The organism is Corynebacterium sp. KPL1824 (genome assembly GCF_000478095.1).
GTDB classification, from domain to species: Bacteria; Actinomycetota; Actinomycetes; order Mycobacteriales; family Mycobacteriaceae; genus Corynebacterium; species Corynebacterium accolens.
This window is the reverse complement of the sequence record NZ_KI515749.1, coordinates 334672-357786: the sequence shown is the minus strand read 5'-3', so window position 1 is coordinate 357786 and position 23115 is coordinate 334672. Positions and strand designations below refer to the sequence as shown.

22 protein-coding genes and 1 tRNA gene are annotated in these 23115 nt (G+C 60.2%); 9 read left to right on the top strand and 14 right to left on the bottom strand.

Annotated features, from left to right (window positions below; all coding sequences use genetic code 11):
- The first annotated feature begins 70 nt into the window (after positions 1-70).
- A complete protein-coding gene (locus tag HMPREF1267_RS01630; protein ID WP_005276501.1) occupies positions 71-979 on the top strand; it encodes an alpha/beta fold hydrolase in 909 nt (302 codons plus the stop codon).
- Between the two features lie 51 nt (positions 980-1030).
- Here HMPREF1267_RS01630 and HMPREF1267_RS01625 read toward each other — a convergent pair whose 3' ends face one another.
- The 4 genes from HMPREF1267_RS01625 to nth all read right to left on the bottom strand — a co-directional run bounded on the left by HMPREF1267_RS01625 (position 1031) and on the right by nth (position 4236).
- Positions 1031-2227, bottom strand: a complete 1197-nt coding sequence (locus HMPREF1267_RS01625) for a MarP family serine protease (RefSeq protein WP_023028174.1) — start codon at positions 2225-2227, stop codon at positions 1031-1033.
- Positions 2228-2289: 62 nt separating this feature from the next.
- Complete coding sequence (locus tag HMPREF1267_RS01620; RefSeq protein ID WP_023028173.1) at positions 2290-2991, bottom strand: CoA pyrophosphatase; 702 nt, start codon at positions 2989-2991, stop codon at positions 2290-2292.
- Positions 2988-3578 (bottom strand): TlpA disulfide reductase family protein, encoded by a 591-nt coding sequence (locus HMPREF1267_RS01615; RefSeq protein WP_005276498.1) that lies wholly within the window; start codon positions 3576-3578, stop codon positions 2988-2990. Before HMPREF1267_RS01615 ends, HMPREF1267_RS01620 begins: the two co-directional genes overlap by 4 nt.
- A 4-nt stretch (positions 3579-3582) precedes the next feature.
- On the bottom strand, positions 3583-4236 hold the full coding sequence (nth, locus tag HMPREF1267_RS01610; protein ID WP_034653352.1) for an endonuclease III: 654 nt from the start codon (positions 4234-4236) through the stop codon (positions 3583-3585).
- A gap of 343 nt (positions 4237-4579) precedes the next feature.
- Here nth and glxR point away from each other — a divergent pair, with 343 nt between their 5' ends.
- Positions 4580-5263 (top strand): CRP-like cAMP-activated global transcriptional regulator GlxR, encoded by a 684-nt coding sequence (gene glxR, locus HMPREF1267_RS01605; protein WP_005276495.1) that lies wholly within the window; start codon positions 4580-4582, stop codon positions 5261-5263.
- An 87-nt stretch (positions 5264-5350) separates the two neighbouring features.
- On the opposite strand, the gene HMPREF1267_RS01600 is transcribed toward glxR, so the two are convergent.
- The 4 genes from HMPREF1267_RS01600 to HMPREF1267_RS01590 form a co-directional block, all read right to left on the bottom strand.
- A complete protein-coding gene (locus HMPREF1267_RS01600; RefSeq protein ID WP_023028172.1) occupies positions 5351-6166 on the bottom strand; it encodes an MBL fold metallo-hydrolase in 816 nt (271 codons plus the stop codon).
- Positions 6167-6184: 18 nt separating this feature from the next.
- Complete coding sequence (locus tag HMPREF1267_RS01595) at positions 6185-6643, bottom strand: RidA family protein (protein ID WP_005276493.1); 459 nt, start codon at positions 6641-6643, stop codon at positions 6185-6187.
- Complete coding sequence (locus tag HMPREF1267_RS13110; protein WP_198011986.1) at positions 6644-6802, bottom strand: hypothetical protein; 159 nt, start codon at positions 6800-6802, stop codon at positions 6644-6646.
- 90 nt (positions 6803-6892) lie between these two features.
- Complete coding sequence (locus HMPREF1267_RS01590) at positions 6893-7216, bottom strand: WhiB family transcriptional regulator (RefSeq protein ID WP_005276491.1); 324 nt, start codon at positions 7214-7216, stop codon at positions 6893-6895.
- 145 nt (positions 7217-7361) lie between these two features.
- On the opposite strand from HMPREF1267_RS01590, the gene HMPREF1267_RS01585 reads away from it, so the two are divergent.
- The gene (locus tag HMPREF1267_RS01585; protein ID WP_023028170.1) at positions 7362-9833 is read left to right on the top strand and encodes a transglycosylase domain-containing protein; all 2472 of its coding nucleotides are present in this window, start codon (positions 7362-7364) and stop codon (positions 9831-9833) included.
- A gap of 3 nt (positions 9834-9836) precedes the next feature.
- Here HMPREF1267_RS01585 and HMPREF1267_RS01580 read toward each other — a convergent pair whose 3' ends face one another.
- The gene (locus HMPREF1267_RS01580) at positions 9837-10301 is read right to left on the bottom strand and encodes a GatB/YqeY domain-containing protein (protein ID WP_005276488.1); all 465 of its coding nucleotides are present in this window, start codon (positions 10299-10301) and stop codon (positions 9837-9839) included.
- A gap of 43 nt (positions 10302-10344) precedes the next feature.
- Here HMPREF1267_RS01580 and HMPREF1267_RS01575 point away from each other — a divergent pair, with 43 nt between their 5' ends.
- The 3 genes from HMPREF1267_RS01575 (at position 10345) to HMPREF1267_RS01565 (ending at position 12116) form a co-directional block, all read left to right on the top strand.
- Complete coding sequence (locus tag HMPREF1267_RS01575) at positions 10345-11232, top strand: metallophosphoesterase (RefSeq protein ID WP_023028169.1); 888 nt, start codon at positions 10345-10347, stop codon at positions 11230-11232.
- Between the two features lie 67 nt (positions 11233-11299).
- Positions 11300-11373: transfer RNA gene (locus HMPREF1267_RS01570), tRNA-Pro, on the top strand.
- A 539-nt stretch (positions 11374-11912) separates the two neighbouring features.
- Positions 11913-12116, top strand: a complete 204-nt coding sequence (locus HMPREF1267_RS01565; protein ID WP_023028168.1) for a hypothetical protein — start codon at positions 11913-11915, stop codon at positions 12114-12116.
- Positions 12117-12649: 533 nt separating this feature from the next.
- Here the strand turns inward: HMPREF1267_RS01565 and HMPREF1267_RS01555 are convergent.
- Together HMPREF1267_RS01555 and HMPREF1267_RS01550 are read right to left on the bottom strand one after the other, a co-directional pair.
- Positions 12650-14014 carry a CitMHS family transporter gene (locus HMPREF1267_RS01555; RefSeq protein WP_023028166.1) on the bottom strand — a complete coding sequence of 455 codons (1365 nt, stop codon included), beginning with the start codon at positions 14012-14014 and terminating at the stop codon, positions 12650-12652.
- 353 nt (positions 14015-14367) lie between these two features.
- Positions 14368-15831 carry a hypothetical protein gene (locus HMPREF1267_RS01550; RefSeq protein WP_023028165.1) on the bottom strand — a complete coding sequence of 488 codons (1464 nt, stop codon included), beginning with the start codon at positions 15829-15831 and terminating at the stop codon, positions 14368-14370.
- Between the two features lie 84 nt (positions 15832-15915).
- On the opposite strand from HMPREF1267_RS01550, the gene HMPREF1267_RS01545 reads away from it, so the two are divergent.
- Positions 15916-16470, top strand: coding sequence for a hypothetical protein (locus HMPREF1267_RS01545; protein ID WP_023028164.1), 555 nt, complete (start codon positions 15916-15918; stop codon positions 16468-16470).
- 116 nt (positions 16471-16586) lie between these two features.
- On the opposite strand, the gene HMPREF1267_RS01540 is transcribed toward HMPREF1267_RS01545, so the two are convergent.
- Positions 16587-18137, bottom strand: coding sequence for a catalase (locus tag HMPREF1267_RS01540; RefSeq protein WP_023028163.1), 1551 nt, complete (start codon positions 18135-18137; stop codon positions 16587-16589).
- A gap of 183 nt (positions 18138-18320) precedes the next feature.
- Here HMPREF1267_RS01540 and HMPREF1267_RS01535 point away from each other — a divergent pair, with 183 nt between their 5' ends.
- Both HMPREF1267_RS01535 and HMPREF1267_RS01530 read left to right on the top strand, forming a co-directional pair.
- Positions 18321-18863 (top strand): RNA polymerase sigma factor, encoded by a 543-nt coding sequence (locus HMPREF1267_RS01535; RefSeq protein WP_005276476.1) that lies wholly within the window; start codon positions 18321-18323, stop codon positions 18861-18863.
- A 260-nt stretch (positions 18864-19123) separates the two neighbouring features.
- Positions 19124-20482, top strand: coding sequence for a membrane protein (locus HMPREF1267_RS01530; protein WP_034666783.1), 1359 nt, complete (start codon positions 19124-19126; stop codon positions 20480-20482).
- Between the two features lie 135 nt (positions 20483-20617).
- On the opposite strand, the gene HMPREF1267_RS01525 is transcribed toward HMPREF1267_RS01530, so the two are convergent.
- Positions 20618-21649 carry an aspartate-semialdehyde dehydrogenase gene (locus HMPREF1267_RS01525; protein ID WP_023028161.1) on the bottom strand — a complete coding sequence of 344 codons (1032 nt, stop codon included), beginning with the start codon at positions 21647-21649 and terminating at the stop codon, positions 20618-20620.
- 25 nt (positions 21650-21674) lie between these two features.
- A complete protein-coding gene (locus tag HMPREF1267_RS01520; RefSeq protein ID WP_023016575.1) occupies positions 21675-22940 on the bottom strand; it encodes an aspartate kinase in 1266 nt (421 codons plus the stop codon).
- Positions 22941-23115 lie beyond the last annotated feature (175 nt).

Genomic DNA, 23115 nt, shown 5'->3' with positions numbered 1-23115 from the left:
CACCATTAGATCCGCCTCAGCCTTTCCTGGGGCGGATTTTCTGTACACATAGAAAGGCGCCTTGCCCTCCATGGCCTTAGCACCACTTCCCCCCTCCACGGTTGAGCTGGAAGGACCCTTTGCACACGAGTTTGTCCACACCCGGGGCATCCGCCTGCACGTGGCCATAGCGGGCGATAGCGCCGATCCCCTCGTCGTTTTTATTCACGGCGCTTTTGGCGGTTGGTTCGATTTCCAGGAGGTCATAGGGCCCCTCGCCCAGTGCGGGTACCACGTCGCCGCGGTGGATATGCGCGGCTTTGGCATGTCCGATAAGCCGCCCATCGATCCCGGCCAGGATATCCGCACCTTGGTCGGGGATCTGGATGGCCTCATCCAGGCCTTGGGCCACGAGGATGCCTATATCGTCGGCGCCGATACCGGTGGCGCGGTAGCGTGGTGCCTGGCCGCCGAGCGCCCCAATCGCGTGCGCGGCTTGGTTTCGGTCTCGGCCGCGCACCCGGTTGATATCCGCCGCGCCATCGCCGCCCGCCCCTGGGATTTTGGGTGGATGATCCTGCGTTCCCTCCTCTGCCACCTGCCCAAGGTCACCCGCGCGAATACCCTGCTGCTCAGCCCCCGGGCCTACCGCAAGGAGCTCAGTTTGGATACGGGGCCCGCGCTTGCCGATGCCACCCTAGAGTCCATCCTTGCCCTGCGCCTGCGCGCCTCCCAGATTGGCAAGGTGCGCCGCGGGATCCTGTGGAATCACCGGATGCGCACCGCCGTGGTGCCCTTGAACTGGTCCGAATTAGCCGTCAAGCGCCCCGTCCTTTTCATCCACGCCCAACAGCGCTTGTGGAACCCCGTCATCCAGCGGGCGGCCCTGCGCGCCCGCGCGGGGTTTAGCGCCACCTCGATCCCAGGGGCCAAGAATCTGCCCTTCCTCGAGGCCCCCGAGGAGTTCGTCGACGAGCTGCGCCGCTGGCTCGACGCGTAGGGCGCGTGGGGCGCGTAGGGCGGATTGCCCTACGCGGATCTAATACGAAAGCTAGTGCGCCACGCACTCGCCGGTTTCTACCGGGCGCTGCAATTGGGTGACATCCCCAATGTGGCCGATGACCTCGTCTGCGGTCAGCGCGTATCCGGTCTCAGAATCGTCTACTGAGGCGCCGAAGATAACGCCCAAGACCTCGCCCGCGGTATTGACCAGGGGGCCGCCGGAATTGCCCTGTTGGATATTGCCGCGCACCGTATAAGAATCGCGCTCTACCCTGCCTTGGGAGTAGATATCTGGCCCGGCGATGGTGATGCGATCGCGCACGCGGGCCATTTCCGCATTAAAGGGGCCGGAGTGCGGGAAGCCCATGACGATGGCATCGTCGCCGGTCTGGGCCGGCTGCTGCGCCCACGGCAGGGGTTGGATGCCCAGGTCCGGCGCCCGCAAGACGGCGATATCGACCTCTGGGTTGTAGTAGACCACCGTGGCGTCCTTCAGGCCTAGCTTCGTATCCAACCTCACCGTTTGGGTGCCGGCCACCACGTGGGCATTGGTCACCACATAGTCATCGGCCACCACAAAACCGGAACCCAAGAGGCGGCGGGAGCACTCTTCGGCATCGCCAAGCACGTGAATGATGGATGGGCGAATGCTGCGCACCAGCTCCGGGTCCTGCACGTCTGGGGCCGGGTCCTCGACGTCCTCGCCGCTGATGGACTTCTCCCACGGCGAAACCAGGGGCGGAAGGCCCGATTCATTGAGCAACGCCGCCACGCCATTGGGAAGGGAAGCCAGGCGCGGCGGGGCGGCCGCATTGAGGTTGCTCAGGATGCGGGAATCGCGCAGACCCTGCCCCGCAGAACCGCCCAGATTGGTGGCCACGGGAATGGAAATCATCCAGATGACGATAAGCGCGATGAAGGACTGGAAGACCGCGCCGAATAGCGAATCTACCCGTTGGGTGCTGCGCGCCTTCATGCGATCGCGCACGCTCGTGCCCAAGGAGGAACCGATGATTTGCCCGATACCCACCAGCAAAACCAGGATGCCCACGAGCAGGAGCAGGCGCAGCGAAGGCTCGTCCACTGTGCGCAATACGCTGGGGGCTACGGCGATGCCCACCACGAGGCCCGCGCCCACGCCGATGGCGGAGAGCACCGCGGCGAGCGCACCATTGCGCCAACCACTGAGCAATGCTGCTAACACGGCAAGCACAATCAGGCCGTCAACAATGAGCGCAGCAGTCATGGCTTTGGTTCTTTCTCTATCGAAATCTCGTGCGTCTCCCGGCGCCTCAAGCGCGCGGGCAATTAGGACATCTTCTCATTATTGCGGGACTTTTTGAGAGTGTCACGCAGGTCTATGACCGAATTGTTATCCCACGGTACGCTCCACCCAGAATGATCCAATAATGCTGCCAGCACCCCGGCAGTAAAGCCCCAAATCACGTAGTCATTGGCATAAAACGCCGGGCCTTGCCACTGCTTAAATCCCACCAGCAGGCGGTTGCGGGGGTCAATGAGCTCCCTAATCGGGACGAAAAACACATCATCGGTCTCCGCCGGGCTTGCGGGATAGACCTCGCCCGGTTGCTTCCAATGGGCCAAAATCGGGCTGACCGGATTGCCCGTGGCGCGAATGTGCAGCTGCTCCCACTGCTCTAAGGGCATGACCGTATGGCGCTGCAGGTCGGTTTCCTCCCATGCCTCCCGTAGCGCGGTATCAACCAGCGACGTATCGCCCGGATCCCGCCGGCCGCCCGGGAAGGCAATCTGGCCGGAGTGCGAGCGCATGGACGGCGAGCGGTGCGTGAGCAAAATTTCGCCATCCTCCACGCTGTTCCCGCTCAGTAGCATCAGCACGGCGGCTTCCCGCTTGATCGGCACTTCTTCCTCCGAGCCATTGAGCTGCGAGGCCTGCCGCTTACCAATGAGCTCTTGCACCTGACTCGTATCGACGCCCAGCGCGGGTTTTATCCACTCGGGCGTGTATTCGGGCCACACTTTACTCATCCGGCAAGCGCCTCCTTGACCGTCTTTTCAATCTCGTCCGCAGAGGTAAACGGCTGGGCCGCCTGTTTGATCACTTCGCCATCGCGGAGGATCACGGTCACGGGAACCACGCCCGGCAGGCCCAGCGTGCCCGCGAAGCTATTATCCGGATCCTGGAAGCTCGGCAGGTCTACCCCCACGTCATTGAGGAACGCGGCCCCGTTGGCGGCGTTTTTATCCGCGTGCACCCCAATGACCTTCCAGTCCGGGTGGGATTCTGCCACCTCGTCCAAGTAGGGCAATTCCGCGCGGCACGGCTCGCACCACCACGCCCACACGTTGGCAATGGTAATTCCCTCATCCGCCTTGTCCCCCTCACCGGCATCATCGCCGCCCAGGCATTCCAGATCCACCCCGGCGATGGGCCCCGCGGGGCAATCTGGGCGCTCGGCCACGTCCTGGTCGCCCGCCGTGCCCGATTCCATGCCAGGGGCCTGCGCCGATTCACCCGCGCCGGTGTCATCCCCACGCAGCTGCATGACCCCCACCACCACGAGGACAGCGATGACAATGGCCGCAATGACGGTGCCGAAGACGTATTTTTTCATACCGCTAGCTTAATGCAGCCGGGCACAGATCCCGCACCACGCAATTCCCACACTCCGGGTTCCGGGCATGGCAGACCCGCCGGCCGTGAAAAATGACGCGGTGGGAAAACATCGTCCACTCGGCCTCTGCAATGAGCTTGGCGATGTCCCTTTCTATCTTCACCGGCGTCTTCTCCCCCGTCAGCTCCAGGCGCTGCATCAGGCGACTAAAGTGCGTATCCACGGTAAGGCCGGGAATCCCGAAGGCATCGCCCAGCACCACCAGCGCCGTCTTGCGGCCCACCCCAGGCAGGGAGGTCAATTCCTTTACGGTCTGTGGCACCTCACCGTCGAATTCAGAAACGAGGCGCTCGCCGATGCCCATAAGATGCCCCGCCTTCGCCCGCTGAAACCCCAACGGCCGCAGGATCGCCTCCAAATCTTCCCGCCTAGCCGCCGCATAATCGGCCGCGGTGGGATAGGTGCGAAACAGCTCAGGGGTCACCGAATTCACGCGCGCATCAGTGCACTGCGCGGAAAGCACCGTGGCCACCAAAAGCTGGAGGGGCGAATCAAAATCGAGCTCGCACCGCGCATCGGGGTGTTCATGCGCCAATCGTTCATTAATGACGGGCGCTCTCTTGCTCGGGGCCGCGGTGGCCGGCAGTGATGAACTCATGCCGCCAAGCTTAGTAGGATGGGAATACATGATTTCACTTGTTATTTTCGTTCCGCTTGGCATCGCCCTTTTTGCCCTCCTCATGGAAAAACTGGAAGCGATTGTCTTCGCGGATTAGCAGAAAACGCGCAGGCTGTAACGCTAGGGGCGTAAGTGATCCCATTTCTGTTATGTGAACGAAACAAGGGGCAGTACCCAAAAGTGACGAACTGCACTGTAAAATGGGGTACGCTAAAAAATTGACCCCGCTTGTTCCGCATTAGCGTGCCTCCCTGGAGCCCGCAAAAGGATGTGGCCCAAGCACTTTAGTGACTTATCGCAGTCGACATCCAAGGAGTAAAACGTGGAAGGCGTACAGGACACCCTCTCCCGCGCCGGAATCTTCCAAGGCGTTGATCCCGTAGCAGTGCAGAATCTTCTCGAGCAGATGGAGACAGTGCGCTTCCCGCGCGGTACCACCATCTTCGATGAAGGCGAGCCCGGAGACCGTTTGTATATCATCACCTCCGGCAAGATTAAGCTCGCCCGCCACGCCCCGGATGGCCGCGAAAATCTCCTGACCGTGATGGGTCCTTCCGATATGTTCGGCGAGCTCTCCATCTTCGATCCGGGCCCACGCACCTCGTCCGCCGTCTGCGTGACTGAGGTCCAGGCCGCCACCATGAACTCCGAGCTGCTGGATAAGTGGGTTAGCGATCACCCCGCCATCGCCCAGCAGCTGCTGCGCGTGCTGGCCCGCCGCCTGCGCCGCACCAACGCCAACCTTGCGGACCTCATCTTCACCGATGTGCCCGGCCGCGTTGCCAAGACCCTGCTGCAACTGGCTAACCGCTTCGGCGTCCAGGAAGGCAGCGCGCTGCGCGTCAACCACGATCTCACCCAGGAAGAGATTGCCCAGCTGGTCGGCGCTTCCCGCGAGACCGTCAACAAGGCCCTGGCTACCTTCGCCCACCGCGGCTGGATTCGCCTCGAGGGCAAGTCCGTGCTCATCGTCGATACCGAGCACCTCGCCCGCCGCGCGCGCTAAACCAAAAAATTCCCTCCATCCTCCCGTGCATAGCACCGAAGGTGGAGGGAATAAGTGTTTTAAGCAGGCGGCCTGGCGCGCAGCACTTTAGTTATCGGTGCCGTCGAGGTACTTCAACGCGGTGCGCGTGGACTGCTCTGCGGCATGGCGCAGCACCGGATCCACATCGTCATACATTTCATTGACCAGGGTGGTCAGATCCACGTCATCGCCCAGCCGGGAGCGGATCTCCCGGATCTGATCCAGGCGGTAGTGACGGCGGTCAATGTATTTGCGCGCCACCTGCGAGGTATCCTCCAAATCCGGCCCATGGCCCGGGAAGAGCGGAACATCCTTGCCGCGAGATTCCAGCACGTCCAAGGCGTGCAGGTAATCGGCCAAATCGCCGTCGGTTTCAGAAAGCAAAACGGTATGGCGCCCCGCGATGGTATCGCCGGTGATAATGCCCTCTAGCCGGGAATTTTCCACCTCCCCGCTCCACACGAAGAAGGACGTGGAGTCCGCGGTGTGGCCCGGCGTGTGCAGGACCTCCAGCTGCGGGGTGATGCCCTCCAAAGTCAGGATCTCACCCTTCTGTAACGCCTCCGCGCCATTGCAATAGCTGGGATCGAAGGCGCGAATGGGCGCGCCAGTCATCTGCCGGAGCCGCTGCGCGCCAGAGGCGTGGTCATCGTGGCGGTGGGTAAGCAGAATTAAAGCCACCTCACCAGCATGACGATGCACAACGTTGAGGTGGCCTTCATCCTCCGGCCCCGGGTCCACGACGATCGACCGGGAGTCTTCAGCGGCACTAATAATCCAGGTATTCGTGCCCTCGAGGGCGGTATAGCTGGGATTATCACAAAGAACTACGCCAACGGATTGGCTTACGGGACGCAATTGACTATATGCGGGGTGCTCCATGCCTACCAGCCTATCCGATCACTCAGCGATCTCTACGATCAATTCGATCTCCACCGGGGCGTTCTTTGGCAAGGCCGCAACGCCGACTGCAGAACGAGCGTGCGTGCCAGCTTCGCCGAATACCTCCCCAATGAAATCCGATGCCCCGTTGACCACCGCTGGCTGATCCTCGTAGCCGGGATCCGACGCCACGAAGCCAACGAGCTTGATCACGCGGGAGATATTGTCCAGCCCGATCTCTGCATCGACAGCGGCCAAGGCATTGAGCACGGCGGTGCGGGCCTGTTCTTGGGCCTGTTCCGTGGTGACCTCAGCGCCCACCTTGCCGGTCACCGGCAGGGAGCCTTCCACCAGGGGAAGCTGGCCAGAAGTCCATACCTGATTGCCCACGCGCAGCGCTGGCACATAAGAAGCCAGCGGCTTAGCGACGCCCGGCAGTTCCACCCCTAGCTCTTTCAAGCGAGCGGAAAAGCTCATTTACTCTGCCACCTCGCGCTTGAAGTAGGCCACCACGTTCTCCGGGTTCGGGCCAGGGGTGATGGAGACCAATTCCCATCTATCTTCGCCCCAAGAGTCAAGGATCTGCTTGGTGGCGTGGGTCAGTACTGGTGCGGTTGCGTATTCCCATTTAGTCATGGGTTTCATTCTAGCGATTTAATACGACTTATGCCGCCCCTATTCCGGAGCGTCACCGCTGGCGGGCGGGCAATTACCCCTCTGACCGCCTTAAATGCCGACGAGTTCGCCGCCCTTAGCCAGGTAATTGGCCCAGTCTGTGATGTGAGGGTTCTTGCGCAGCAGCGCGCGGCGCTGGCGCTCGGTCAACCCGCCCCACACGCCAAATTCCACACGGTTATCAAGGGCATCCGCCCGGCATTCCGTTAATACCGGGCAGTGGCGGCAAATGACGGCGGCTTTGCGCTGTTCAGCGCCGCGCACGAATAATGCGTCTGGGTCCTCATTGCGGCACTTTGCTTGAGTGACCCACTCACCACGCTCGGGATTTCGGGCTGTATTGGACATTCCCGCAGTCTTCACTCGAACGGTCATGGGTGAGTGTTCTCCTTCCCAGACGGAATACTATGTACCGAGGCCTGAGTCTATTCACTAGAACGCGAGATTGTCTACGAGGTCACACTTTAGGGGGTGCAGGTCACCTTCCCCATTGCTAGGCAGACCACGTAGGGTATTGGGGGTGACTGTCTTCAAATCTTTGTCCAAGATAGCCCTGTCCACGGTCTTGGTAGCCGCGCTCATCGCGCTCGCGCTCGCCCCCTTTGCGGGCATTTCCGGCGTGGCGATCGCCCGCACCAACCAGACCATGCAATCGGACCTGCAAGATCTAACAGCGGGCAATATCCCCGGCGTCACCACGGTGCAAGACGCCTCGGGCAAAGATATGGCCTATGTCTATAGCCAACGCCGCCACCCCGTAAGTGGCGATGAGATTTCGGACGCGATGAAAAACGCCATCGTCTCCATTGAGGATGAGCGCTTCTACGAACACGGCGGCGTCGATCTCCAAGGCAATTTCCGCGCCCTGTGGACCAACCTCACCTCCGGCGGGGTCTCCCAGGGTGCGTCCACCATTGACCAGCAGTACGTCAAGAACTACCTCCTGTTGGTCTCCGCGCAGACCGATGAAGAACGGGCCGCGGCGACCGAGCAGTCCGCCACCCGCAAGCTGCGCGAAATGCGCATGGCAACCCAGATGAATGAGGAATTGGATAAGAAGGAAATCCTCACCAACTACCTCAACCTGGTCTCCTTTGGTAACCATGCCTACGGCGTGGAGGCCGCCGCGCGGACCTATTTTGATAGCCATGCCGCAGATCTCACGGTGCCGCAGGCGGCGATGCTCGCGGGCATGGTGCAGTCCTCGGAGCGCCTCAACCCCTATACCAATGAAGAAGAGGTGCTTGACCGCCGCAACGTCGTGCTCCAATCCATGGTGGATAACGGCTACCTGGAGCAGGCGGATGCGGATGAGTATAAGGGGGAGGAATTGGGCGTCGGCAAGCAGCCCAATACCCTAGACAATGGCTGCATCGGCGCAGGTGATCGCGGCTTTTTCTGCGACTTTGTGCTGCAGTACCTCGAGGAAAAGGGCATTGACCAAGACCAGCTCGCCCACGGTGGATATACCGTAAAGACCACGCTGGATCCGCAGGTGCAGGATACAGCGCTATCCGCGGTGCAATCGCATACCAACCCGGATGCCCAAGGCGTAGCCGAGGTCATGGACGTTATCGAGCCGGGCACGTCGGACCGCAAGGTCTTGGCCATGGTCTCCTCCCGCGCGTACGGGCTGGACCAGGACAATAATGAGACCCTCCTGCCCCAGCCCAACTCCTTGGTGGGCAATGGTGCCGGTTCTGTCTTTAAGACCTTTACCGCCGCGGCTGCCATCGAGGCTGGCTACGGCATTAAGAATACGGTTGATGTGCCCACCCGCTACGAGGCCGAAGGCCTTGGCCACGGCGGCGCCGATAACTGCCCCGCCAACCGCTACTGCGTGGAGAACGCGGGCAATTATAAGGCCACAATGTCGCTGCACGAGGCGCTGGCGCACTCGCCCAATACGCCGTTTATCAAGCTCACCGAGCAGGTTGGCGTGGCGCCCATCGTGGATATGGCGGTGCGCCTTGGCCTGCGCTCCTACGGCGACAAGGGCACCTTTGATAAGGACACCTCCATTGCCCAGCGCACGAAGGACGCCAATTCCGGTTCCTTTACCCTGGGCCCCACCCCGGTCAATCCGCTGGAGCTATCCAATGTGGGCGCCACCATTGCCTCCAATGGCCGGTGGTGCGAGCCCAACCCCATTGACAAGGTCCTGGATAAAAACGGCAACGAGGTCTACCTCAAGGACACCCCGTGCGAGCAGGCAGTAGACCAAGACGTGGCCCACGCCCTGTCCAATGCGCTGTCTGAAGATGCCACGCAGGGCACCGCCAAGGACGCCGCCCAGGCCGCCGGTTTTAGCTCCCCCATCGCCGCCAAGACCGGCACCACCGAGTCCAACCAGTCCTCGGCTTTTTTGGGATTCAACGACGGGCTCGCCGCCGCTCCTTATATTTATAACGACGGCACCGATACCCAGCCGCTGTGTACCTCACCCGTGCGCCAGTGCACCGGCGCCGGCAACCTCTTTGGTGGTTTGGAGCCCGCGCAGACATTTTTCACCATGGCTTCGCAGCTGCCGCGGGCTACCCAGAGCGGGCTGCCCAATTACAATAAGAAATACGATGACGGCACCACCGGGGATAAGCTGCTCGACAGCGTACGCGGGCAAAGCGAGTCCCAAGCCCGCAGCGCCCTTGAGGCCCGCGGCTACGTGGTAAAGACCTCCCGCGTCGTCGGCGGGGACGTCCCCTACGGCCGCGTGGTGCGCGCGATTACCGGCAAGGACGGCAAGAAGGAAGGTGCGGAGATTACGCTGCAGCTTTCCGATGGCTCCCCTGCCACCCAATCCCCCTCCAGCGGCGTCGGCAGTGCGAATGCCACCGGCGCACAAAATAACACCGGCAGCGCGAACACTACCGGTGTGAGCAACGAGGGAGGACATGGTGCCGGCGATTTCAACCTCAGTCCTGAGGACTTTGGAATCCGCCAAGAAGATATCGATAACTTCCGCAACGATATCCGCAGCCTCCTCGGCCGCTAAAGCTTAATTCAGCTGGCCTTTTACCTCTGCGGAAAGGCGCTTGCCGTCGGCCTGGCCGGCGGCTTTTGCGTTGGCCACCTTCATAACCGCACCCATCTGCTTCATGGTGGGTGCTTCACCGTTTTCCTTTTCTACCTCAGCAATTGCCTCTTCTACCAAGGCCTTAAGCTCCGCGTCATCGAGCTGGCGCGGCTGGTAGGCCTCGAAAAAGGGGACATCGACAAGCTCAGCCTCTGCCAATTCCGGGCGGCCGTTTTCTTCATAGACCTCCGCGGACTCGCGGCGCTTTTTAATCTCGCGCGCGATGACCTTGAGGATGTCTTCATCCTCCAGCTCGTGGCGGGAGCCGGTAGTTTCCTCGGCCTGGATTGCCGCGAGCAGCGCGCGAATGGCGCTGGTGCGCTGCTTTTCCTTGGCCTTCATCGACGTTTTCAGATCTGCTCGGATAGTATCTTTTAGCTCGCTCATGCCTTTCAATATACGTCCATTTAAGGCAGGTAGTGTAGAAGCTGTGAAACTTCAACGGATTCTTGGCGGCGTCGCCGCCGGCCTAGGTGTTGCTGCTTGGGGCTTTAGCGAGCTCAACAAATTCGAGCTCAAGGAATATACTCTTCCGCTCCTGCCCAAAGGCACCCTGCGCGGCGAAGAAGAGTTCCGCCTGCTGCATATTTCTGACCTGCACATGATCCCGGGGCAACAGACCAAGATCGATTGGGTCTCTGCCCTCGATGCGCTGGATCCAGACCTCGTGGTCAATACCGGCGATAACCTTTCCGATAAGCAGGCCGTGCCCGATACCCTGCGCGCGCTCGGCCCGCTGCTCGCCCGGCCCGGCGTCTTCGTATTCGGCACCAATGATTATTGGGCACCCCGCCCGGTGAACCCCTTCAAGTACCTGCTGGGCAAAAAGCGCGAGCCTTCCTACGTTGAGCTGCCCTGGCGCGGCATGCGCGCGGCCTTCGTGGAGCACGGCTGGTACGACGGCAACCAAGCCCGCCACGAGTTCAAGGTGGGCAATGTTCGCCTCGCCGTGGCCGGTGTGGACGATCCGCACCACGACTTGGACGATTATTCCGAAATCGCCGGGCCGCCCCACGAGGATGCCGATCTCTCGCTCGCGCTCCTCCACGCCCCCGAGCCGCGCGTGCTCGAAAAATTCGCCGCCGATGGCTATCAGCTTTCCCTCTCCGGCCATACCCACGGTGGGCAGGTGTGCCTGCCTGGGTCGCGCGCCATCGTGACCAACTGCGGCATCGACCGCCCGCGCGCCCAAGGCCTGCATGATTTCGGCCCGATGAAGATGCACGTCTCCAATGGCCTGGGCACCTCCAAATTCGCCCCGGTGCGTTTATTCTGCCGCCCCTCAGCCACCCTGCTGCGGATCACTGAGGTGGACTAGACCTGCCGTTTTGCCGATCTCATTCACCGTGCGTTAAAGTATCTCAGTACTGCTTTTAAGCAGTGACCGGGATATGGCGCAGGTTGGTAGCGCGCTTCGTTCGGGACGAAGAGGTCGCAGGTTCAAATCCTGTTATCCCGACAGCAGCCCGCAGGAAACTGCGGGCTTTTTCGGGTTAAATAGCAAAAAGTGTGTCTGGGTTTCAGCGTAAGCCTTGGTTAGCTTGTCTAAATAGGAGCTGAATAAACTGTTGTGGCTTATTCGGTCCTGCTGTTTGTTCAATCCATCGGAATGGCACCGGCATGTGGTATGCAGTGCGTTGGTTGAATTTTCCGATGCCCACTAACCGACCACGATACCCTATTTGTACAGGACAAATGAAGAAAATGGCACAATACTCAAAGGTGGGATGAACATAACATTGGCTTCTGCGTTCACCGACCTTGATACCCAGACCTGATGAATGTAGGGACGGGATAAGATCACCCCCTGTTTGGGGTTCCTTTCTTTCGATATTCTAGACACCCGAGCCAGAACCACAAGCTCAGAGCGCACACAGCCTCAAGCAAGTGCACCGCTGTCACACTTTATGAGAACATGGACAGCAGCCCGACGGAGACAACCAACGGGAAACCCAACCGGATTTAAACTGGACGGGTTGAACACAGAAAGGACGCAGCATGAGCAACACGCTTCACAAGAACGCGGCTGATTGCGGGAAGATGCTGGCATTTTCGGACTCTGCAGGTCGCGTAACCCACGTTGCGAAAGAAGACATGAACCAAGATATCGAGCTTCTTTACTCGAACCCCGATGCCCTTCGCGTATTCCGAGATAGCTTGGAAGATTACGCAGACGGCCGATTTGTGGATTTTGAACTCTAACTGACCAGCAAGAAGAAATGCCACGCTTCAAGATCCAGTTTGCCCTATCCGCCGCAGAAGACCTTAAGAAAGCGCTAGCCAAGTATCCCGACAAGAGGAAAAAGGTCAAGAAAGCAATTGGGTTCTTGGAAGCCCCAGGCCCTTCATACCCAAGCCTTAACACGCATACCATGAAGGGTAAGACGGCCAATAATGGTGAGACCATCTATATCTCTTATGTAGAGAATCACACTCCCCAAGCATGGAGGATTTACTGGTGCTACTGGGGACCTGACAATATTAGAGTTCTGTACGTTGGCCCCCATGAATGAAGCATAACCACCGACAAAATCTTCAAACCCGCCTTCGTCTGTGAAGGCGGGTTTCTTCTTCAGGCTGAAGTCTCCTAGGTTTTATTCCGTTTGAGTAGATGACAAAATCTGGAACACTTCAAACTGCGTTTCCCAACGGAACCGACTACGGAAACCGATGGTGCAGGTGGGCGGGTGGTTTCGCAAAAGACCCTTCGCCTTGCATTCTAGGACCACCGCTTCTTAGGTCAGCATTCCGGTAAAGAATGCTATGGCAACGAGAAAGATGGAAAATATCCATGCGATTGGGAAAGCTATCTTGAGGTACTTGCCCATCTGGCCGTCCGCCAGTCCCAACGCCAACCACAGCGCTGGCGAAAATGGGGAGACGAAGGTTCCCACCACGTTGCCGATGATAAGTGCGCTCGCAGCGCCCATACCGCTGACGCCGAAGGACTCCACCGTGCCCTGGACAATGGGCAGTACCGAGAAGTAATACGCATCCGTGGAGGTCAACAGATCCAGCGGAACCCCAAAGAATCCCACGATGACGTGCAGGTACGGCGCCACACTTTCCGGCAGGATATTCACCAGGCTCAGCGCGATTTCTTCCAGCATCTTAGTCTCATTGAGCACGCCCAAGAACATCGCGGCCGCGATGATCACTCCGGCCATGGACAAGGCGTTGGGGGCGTGGCGCCGCAAGGCATCGCCCTGCTCCATCGCACCGTCGAAGTTCACTACCAAGGCAATGGTGGTGGCAATGAGGAACGCGGGCGCCGGTGGCAACAAGCCCGAAAGCAGGGCGGCAAGCACGGCCAAGGCGACGACGACATTCGCGATAGTAACCCACCGTGATTTCCGGTACCTGAACCCGAGTTTCTGCTGTTCTTCGGCCTGCTTGGCGGAAAAATCATCCGCCAAGGAATTCACGTCCACGGAGATGGCGCCCTTGATTTCGCCGCTTTCCTGCAGCTTGGCCAAGCGGCGCTTTTCGCGCCACCCCAATAGGGCTGCGATGGCGAAGATGAGGACCACCGCCACACCCTGGATGGGCAATAGGTGCAGCCAGATATCGTTGGGGTCTTGCTCAACCACCGCACCGGCGCGCCCCAGCGGCCCGCCCCACGGGACCATATTCATCACCGAGGCGGCCAGGGCCACGATGGTAATGAGGACATAGCGCGACATGTGCAGCGCCCGGTACAGCGGCAGCAATGCGGGAATCGTAATAAGGAAGGTCGTGGAACCGGAACCATCGAGGTGCGCCACGATGCCGATGGCGGCCGTGCCTATAGTCACGGCCATGACATTGCCGCGGGTCGCCTTGATGAGGCTGCGGATCACCGGGGTAAAAAGCCCCACGTCCTGCAGGATGCCAAAGAAAATGATGGCGAAAATGAACATCACCACGACGTTGATGACAGAGCTTAAGCCTTCGCCAAAGAAATCCGCGATATCTTCTATGCCGAAGCCGGCTATCACAGCGCCGATGACGGGTACCAAGGTCATGGGAATGATGGGATTAACGCGGCCGCGGATGAGGATGCCCACCGTTACAAAGATGATGGCCAATCCCATCAGGGTCAGCCCGAGGGAGGTCTGCATTGCGCTCCTTTAAATGTCACTGGCGCCCGTATGGCGCACGCCATTAGCCAAAAGACGTATGGCTAATGTTAAACATTACTGTGTGGTAGCGCACATTCCTGCCGGTGGGCGCATAAAACAACCCTCACCCACCGTGGATATATAGCTTTGGGTAAAAAACGGGAAACGACGCGGCGCCCCTACAGCACCGCGTCGTCCCTATTCCCTATCACTCACAACGGCGCAAGCCGCTCGCCTACCCCCTAAGTAGGCGGTGTGAGCACTAGTAAGAATAACACTTATCGTATTCCAGCCATAGCGCTGGCAAATATTGCCAGCTTTATACAAGCTTTTGTCTATTTAAGTATAAATTTTCATACTTTAGCGCCGGATTTTTGAATCTTTTTGACAGGAACGAGCCATTTCACTGCACTCAGGCCCACCAGAGTGATAGCGCCCAAGACGCCAAGGCCCGTCCACATCACCACGGCCTCCCCGTCGTTGCCAGCCACGGTCACGGCGGCCGTCGTCCAGTTCAGCGGCAAAAGGTTGGCCACTACCTGCCATACCTTGTCCACCCCGGCGATGGCCGCGGATTTCCACAGCCAGCCCACCAACGCGGTCTGCCCAATGCCAAAGAGCGCAGCGAGGATGGACCCCACGGTCATGCCGCACAGTTCGAGCAGGCCGCGCACGATAAGCGCGGAGGACAGCGCACCCAGGAAGAGCGCCCCGCCGGCGGCCACGGCGGCGATGGGAGTAATGCCGATGGACAGGACGTAAAGCAGGATCTCCCCGATGGCCACCGCTGCCAGCGAGCCGCCGAGGACCATCAACCACGGGCGGAATCCCAGTTTCCACGCCACACCGGCGGCGGATCCGGCCAGCAGGACGAGCGCGGAAATGAGCAAGGCGATGACCGGGCTCAGCTGGCGCGCATCCTCGTCCGCCGCCACGTGTGCGGGAGGCAACGAGCGCTGCACCTCGCCCAGGTTCGATTGGTTTTGTTCTGCCATGCCGGTGAGCTTGCCGGCGCCATCGTCAAGCTTGCCCACCCCATCGAGTGCCTCATCCACGCGGCTATTAAGCTCCACGATGGACTGGTTGAGCTGCTGCGCACCAGCCACGGCCTGGTTGATGCCGTCGTGGTAGGCATAGCCGCTTACCGCCAGCTGGTTGGACAGATCGCGCGAGCCATCCTTCAACTTCTTCAGCTCCCCGGTCAGGGATTCATCGAGGCGGAAGTTTTCCACCTGCTTGCGCAGATCCCCCAGTTGCGAGCGCACTTGCTTCGCTTCCTTGGAATCATTTCCCTCCAAATCGCGCACCGTGCCATCGATGGCCTCCAGGATTTGGCCTTGGACGGCTCCCAGGCCAACGACCTGGTCGACGGCCCCGCCAACGGTATTGGCCAGCTCCGTCGCCCCTCCGCCGAGGGTATTCGTCCCCGACTGCAGCTGGTTCAGCCCCGCCACCAGCTCTTGCGAACCGCCAGCGAGCTTTTCGACGCCCTCTCCTAGCTCGCCCGCGCCCTTATCCAACTCGCTGGTGCCTTTGTTCAATCGGTCCGCGCCGGATTTCAAGATGCTGGCCTGCGCTTGGGCGCGGCTGGCTGCCTCGGCAGCTTCCTTGAGCTCTGGCGATGCCGAATTCGCCTGCGGTGCGCCATAAGGCTGCGCGGCGCTCGACCACGCGTGCGCCGGTTCCCACTGCGACCAGGTCGCCACTGCGGTACCAACGATAAGCGGCACGGCGAGCAATACGAGCAATAAGAGCGTGCGCCACCGCGAGGAACTCGCGGACGCAGTAGACGCGGTCGAGGCAAGGCTTTTGGTCATGCTAGTAACCTATCGCTGCAGGTCATTCCCTTTCTGCAGGCGCGCCGATCCCCGCGCATAACAAAGAGAATCTACTATTAAGACATGCCTGTCCCCCGAAAATCCGTTCTCTCCCGCACGCTAGCCTGCGCGGCCGCGTTTCCGCTGAGCATGGCACTGGTGTCCTGCGCCGATGATGCCGATAACTCCGCCAACCCTAGCGAGCCCCAATTTTCCGATGCCGTGGCGCAGTCCAGCTCCAGCGCTACGAGCTCTCCGGAGCCAACGACGGCTACTACATCCGATGCCCCAGCAACCTCGCCCGCACAGACGCACGCGCAGCAGCCCATCCCGCAAGAGGTCACGGTCACCACTACTGCCAAGCAAGCAAAGGGCGATTGCTCACCAGCATCCTTTGCTCCCCTAGCCCCCGATATGAGCAATATTGTGGTGCTCGATTGCGATGGCACTTGGGCACACTTTGGTCAAAACCAAACAGATTGGCTCGTATGGGCCCACTTTGTCGATGGCGCATGGACGGTCATCCGCCCGATTGGCCAAGCCACCTCGGGGATGAGCGAGCCGTGCTATGACGTGGATAAATGGCTTAACCAGGGCGCGCCTCAATTCGTTGCAGACGATATGCGCCGCTGCAACTAGCCCAGCGTAGAAAAACCACAAAAGCCACCTTCGGCCAACTGCCCCAACTGACAGCAGATGGTCGAAGGCGGCCTGTGTTTTATGCCTCTAAGAAGCAGTACAAGCGCAGCGGCGGGCTACTTCTTTTCAGCGAAGACCTCGCGCACGCGCTGACCCAAGTCCGGGTGGACGTTGGTCCAGTACTGGTACACGCGCTCTTCGGTTTCTTCGGAGACGCCGGCCATCGCGTTGGTGATATTGGTGACCAGGCGCTCCTTGGCGGCGTCGTCGTAGACGTTTTCGTACAGGTCGCGGGCCTGCACAAAGTCATCGTCTTCCGCGTGGCGCACATACGGTGCGCGGACCAAGTCCTGGCCGTGAGGATCCGGGTTCACATAGAAGTCTGCCGCAGTGGTGGTCTCGAGGTCCTCGCGGTTGTTTACGGAGGCATCGTCAAGCACGCCCGCACCCTTAGCATGGCGGTTGGGCGAGTACACCGGATCCTCTGGAGCATTGTAAAAATACTGCATGGGGCCCTCGTGCTCGTAGGTATTGACCTTCTCCGCATTGCGCGGCTGGTTGACCGGCAGCTGCTTGTAGTTCGGCCCGATGCGGTAGCGCTGCTGGTCAGCATAGGCAAAGACGCGGGCCTGGAGCATCTTATCCGGGGACAGGCCAACGCCCGGCACGATATTGGAGGGATCGAGTGCAACCTGCTCAATCTGGGCAAAGAAATTGCGCGGGTTGCGGTTGAGCTCGAAGTAGCCCACATCGTGCAATGGGTAATCCTTCTTGGACCAGACCTTGGTCAGATCGAAGGGGTTGAAGCGGTAGTCTTCAGCCTCAGCAAGCGGCATGATCTGCACCTTGACGTCCCAGATGGGGTAGTTGCCCTCTTCGATGGCGTTGTAGAGGTCCGCGCGGTGGCTATCCGGGTTCTTACCGGCTTCCACGGTGGCCTCTTCATCGGTGAAGTTCTCTACGCCCTGGCGGGAGATGAAGTGGTACTTGACCCAGAAGGCCTCGCCGTCTTCGTTGACCCATTGGAAGGTGTGGGAACCGTAGCCATTTTGGTGGCGGGTGGTCTTCGGGGTGCCGCGGTCACCCATCAGGTAGGTCACCTGGTGAGCGGATTCCGGGTTGCGGGTCCAGAAATCCCACTGCATATCGGCATCGCGCAGGCCATTAGCACCCAGGCGCTTTTGGGAGTGGATGAAGTCCGGGAACTTCATGCCATCGCGCAGGAAGAATACCGGGGTGTTATTGCCCACAATGTCGAAGTTGCCGTCTTCGGTGTAGAAGCGCAGGGCAAAGCCGTGCACGTCGCGCCAGGTATCCGGGGAGCCCTGCTCGCCGGCGACGGTGGAAAAACGGCCCATCATCGGGGTGACGGTGCCCTTCTGGAAGACCTTGGCCTTGGTGTAGGCGGACACGTCTTCGGTGATGTGCAGCTCACCGAAGGCGCCGTGGCCCTTGGCGTGCGGGGTACGCTCAGGCACGCGCTCGCGGTTGAAGTGGGCGAGCTTTTCAATGAGGTGAATATCGTTGAGCGCGACCGGGCCCTGGGGGCCGGCGGTCACGGACGTGTTTTCGGACGGCACGGGTTGGCCGGACGGGCGGGTCGTGGTGCCCTTACCTGCGGGACGCTGTCCCTTGTTCAAGATGTCATCAGCGGTGGAATTAGTCATGGTATGTCTTTGCCTCCTGGCAATCAGTCGATAATTTGGGGTCAATTATCAATCACGGACAACCCATAGTTTACTACGTTTAACGGCGCTGCGCTACCTTGCGCGCGCACGTGTTGCTTGCCCGTGTCCCAGCCACCGCAACCTTGGATAAGAAATCCAGGTGCTACTGGTAGATTCATTCAGGTGACACACCACTCCGCAGCAGACGACGCCCGCGTCACCGAGCTCGCCCTCCGGGCTGGGCGCGGCGACCGAGCAGCGCTTACGGAGTTCATCAAGGCCACCCAGGATGACGTCTGGCGCCTGCTCGCCCACCTGGGTGGCCCCGAAATCGCCGACGACCTCACCCAAGAGACCTACCTGCGCGTCATCGGCGCCTTGCCGCGCTTTGCCGCCCGCTCTTCCGCGCGCACCTGGTTGCTCTCGCTGGCCCGGCGCGTCTGGGTGGATAATATCCGCCACGACATGGCCCGGCCCCGCAAGTCCGCCACGCAATACGAGGACGCCATGAGCTCCGCCGCGGAAAACTCCGGCTCCTGGAGCGATTGGATCGATGCCCGGGCGCTTATCGATGCCCTCCCCGCCGACCGCCGCGAAGCCCTCATCCTCACCCAGGTACTGGGCTATACCTATGAGGAAGCGGCCAAGATCGCCGGGGTGCGCGTTGGCACCATCCGCTCCCGCGTGGCGCGCGCCCGCAAGGACCTCATCGAGGGCGCAAATTAATACCCCCGAATGTTCGACCACCTAGACGCATACTTTCGCCGCAATACTTATCAAAGTGCAGGTACTTAGGGCAGCGCAGCGGGCGCATGCGGCCTGAGGTCGGGGTAGAAAAATACTAAAGTGACACGATTTCAGCTGTGAAGTAACGGGTGAAATGTGATTCTATTAGATACACACACGTGATAAATCGACCGTCGATCCGGGCCCGCGCGTTCCCAAAGCCGGGCCCGGCGAGTGTGAGTAAGAGAGTTTCTCCCCTCATGATTAAACGCGCAGTCGGAATTTCCATGGCGTTTATTGGCGTCGTGGTGGGCGCAGGCTTTGCCTCGGGCCAAGAAGCCATGCAGTACTTCGTAGCTTTCGGTGAATGGGGCCTGTGGGGCATCGCCCTCGCCGCCGCCCTCATGATGGTCACCGGCGTGTCCATCCTGCAGCTGGGCTCCTATTTCCAGGCGGTGGAACACACCGCTGTCTACAACAAGATCGCTTCACCAGTCACCGCCAAGATCTTGGACTGGTCCACGCTGATTACGCTGTTTTCCATCGGCTTCGTCATGTTCGCCGGTGGTGGCTCCAATATCAACCAGCAATTCCCCAGCATCCCCGTGTGGGTCGGCGGCACCGTCATGCTGATCCTCGTGCTGCTGGTGGGCCTTATGGATGTGGACCGCGTCACCCGCGTCATCGGTACCATCACCCCGTTCATCATCGTCTTCGTGGTACTGGCCACCGGCTACACCATCCTTACGGCCGATGTGGACTTCGCATCCCTGAATACCTGGGCCATCGATAACGTCAATACCTCGCTGCCTAACTGGTGGCTCTCCGCCCTGAACTACACCGGCCTGAACGTCATGACGGCCGTGTCCATGTCCATCGTCATCGGCGGTAACTTCCTAGATAACCGCGCCGTGGGCATCGGTGGCCTCATCGGTGGTTTCCTTTACCTCATCCTGCTGGCCCTGCTCGTCTTCGCCCTCTTCTTCGAGGCCAAGGACGTCAACGGCGAGGACATGCCGGTGCTGAAGCTGATTACCGGCATCCACCCGGTTCTCGGCATCTTGATGACCTTCGTCATCTACGGCATGGTCTTTAACACAGCCATCGGTATGTTCTACGCCCTGGGCAAGCGCCTGACCCGCAATAACCCGAAGCGCTTCTACCCCGTATACGCCGCATCCTGCATCATCGGCTTCATCCTGTCCTTCATCGGCTTCCAGTCCCTGGTCAGCAACGTCTACCCCATCCTGGGTTACCTTGGCCTGCTGATGATTGTCGTGATGGTTTATAACCGCATTAAGAACCGCGGCATGCTTGCCGATGAATCCGATCGCCGCATGCGCGCCCACGATCTCGTCGCCCGCAAGCTGGACCCGCGCGAGCGCTTTACCAAGAAGAACGAGCGCGAGCTGCGCATGCTAGCCGCAGCCTCCAATATGCACACGCAAGAATTCATCGATCACCTCGCCGAGGATATCCACGAGGAGCTCGAAGAGGACGATGAGCTCGACTACGACCGTTCAGAGCCTGCGCCTTCCGTCACCTACGTCCAGCACACGAAGCCGGAAGTACCTTCCGTTGATAGTGACTTGGACTTTGGCAAGAAAGACGAAGGCTAAGGACTAAGCCTTAGCGAAGCAAAACGTAATTCGGCTCCTCCTTCCCGCGGTGGGAAGCGAGGAGCCGATTTTTCATATTGCAAAGCGCCGGGCAAGGCTTCGCAGCTCTGCCCGGCGCGGTGGTGCCTTGCGGGCCTATACCAACAGTTCTGCGATCTGAATGGTATTAAGCGCTGCGCCCTTGCGCAGGTTATCGCCGGAGACGACGAGCACGAGACCCTTGTTGTCATCTACCGTCTGATCCTGGCGGATGCGCCCGACCAAGGAATCGTCCTTGCCGGCGGCGGCGAGGGGGGTGGGGACATCGGCAAGCGTCACGCCTGGGGCATCGCCCAGAAGCTCGGTGGCCTGCTCCGGGGTGATGGGCTTGTCGAACTCCGCGTGGATGGTCAGGGTGTGGCCGGTAAAGACGGGAATGCGCACGCAGGTGCCGGCGACCTTGAGGTCCGGCAGGCCGAGAATCTTGCGGGATTCGTTGCGCAGCTTCTGCTCCTCGTTGGTCTCATTGCTGCCGTCATCGACGAGGTTGCCGGCAAAGGGCAGGGCGTTATAAGCGATGGGCGCAACAAAAGGCCCCAGGTCCTCATCATCGAGCGCAGAACCATCGTGGACCAGGTTTACGTTGTGATCGCCCACGCTGTAGACCTGCGCGGCGAGTGTCTGCACGCCCGCCAGGCCGGATCCGGATACCGCCTGGTAGGACGATACGTGCAGCTTGTTAAGCCCGGCGGCATCGTGCAGCACCTTCAGCACCGGCATGGCGGCCATGGTGGTGCAGTTCGGGTTGGCGATGATGCCCTTCGGCGGGTTCTTCGCCTCCTCGGGGTTTACCTCCGATACCACGAGCGGGACCTCTGGGTCCTTGCGGTAGGCCGAAGAATTATCCACCACGGTAGCGCCCGCGGCGGCGAAGACCGGGGCCCACTTCTCAGAGGTGGAACCGCCCGCGGAAAATACCGCGATATCGACATCGGCCACGGACTCTTCGGTGACCTCGGCCAAGTCCTCCACTTCGATCTGCTCGCCGCGGAATTCCAGCTCGGTGCCGGCCGAGCGGGCGGAGGCGAAAAAGCGCACCTTATCCGCCGGGAAATTGCGTTCTTCCAAAATGGAGCGCATCACGCGGCCGACCTGGCCGGTAGCGCCGACGACTGCAACGGTAGTCATTGTCTTCCTCTTTATTTGTTCTGGTTTAGCGTCCGGTTCCAGCATAGACGGTGGCTTCTTCCTCGCCGCCGAGCTGGAATTTATCGTGCAGGGCGCGCGCCGCCTTCTCTAGGTCCGCCTCGCGGGTCAGCATGGAGATGCGGATTTCGGAGGTGGAAATAAGCTCCATGTTCACTCCCACATCGCGCAGGGCCTCGGTAAAGTCCGCCGTCACGCCGGGGTGGGACTTCATGCCGGCGCCGACGAGGGAGACCTTGCCCACCTGGTCATCGTAAAGCACATTGGACCAGCCACCCTCGGACTGCAGCTTGCTCAATAGTTCCATCGCGCGGGGGCCATCGGCGCGCGGGCAGGTGAAGGTGATATCGGTGGTGCCGTCCTCCAAGGAGGAGACGTTTTGCAGCACCATGTCAATATTGATCTCCGCATCGGCGATGACGCGGAATAGCTTCGCGGCCTCGCCCGGGCGATCTGGGATGCCCAGCACGGTTACCTTCGCCTCGGATTTATCAGTTGCTACACCAGTAAGTACTGCTTCTTCCACGGGGATATCCTCCATCGAGCCGGTCACCAACGTGCCGGGGTCATTTGAATAAGACGAGCGAACTCGCAACGGAACATTGAAAGCGCGAGCGTATTCCACGCTGCGCAGGACCAGAATCTTGGATCCTACGGCGGCCATTTCCAGCATCTCTTCAAAAGAGAGCTTTTCTAGCTTTTGCGCATCCGGAACAATGCGCGGATCGGCGGTATAGACGCCATCGACATCGGAGTAAATCTCGCACACATCCGCCTTCAGCGCCGCGGCCAGGGCGACCGCAGTGGTATCGGACCCGCCGCGGCCCAGGGTGGTCACATCGCGCGAGTCCTTATTCACGCCCTGGAAGCCGGCCACGATGCAGATCTGTCCATCCTCTAGGGCCTCAGTCAGGCGGCCGGGGGTAACGTCAACGATGCGCGCATTGCCATGGCGTTCGGTCGTCAGCACGCCCGCCTGGGAGCCGGTAAAGGACTGGGCCTTCGCACCCAGGGACTCCACCGCCATGGCCACTAGCGCATTGGAGATGCGCTCGCCCGCGGTAAGGAGCATATCCATTTCGCGCTGCGGGGGAACGGGATTGACTTGCGCTGCAAGGTCAAGAAGTTCATCGGTGGTATCCCCCATTGCAGAACACACCACGACGACATCATTGCCCTGCTTTTTAGTGGCCACAATCCGCTCCGCTACCGCGCGGATGCGATCTGCGGATTCGAGGGAGGAGCCGCCGTATTTTTGAACGATCAGGGCCACGGTGTGGTTGCCACCTTTCGTTTTAAAAGGCACTCCTGGGCGCAGGCGCGCCACAGAAATACCTGTCGGACACTAGTCAAATTCCTATGCTACCCCGCAAGGCGCTACACCTCATCATAATTCCGAAACAATACTTTTATTTTATTCACACCCACCCCCGTGCGTACGCGAGGCG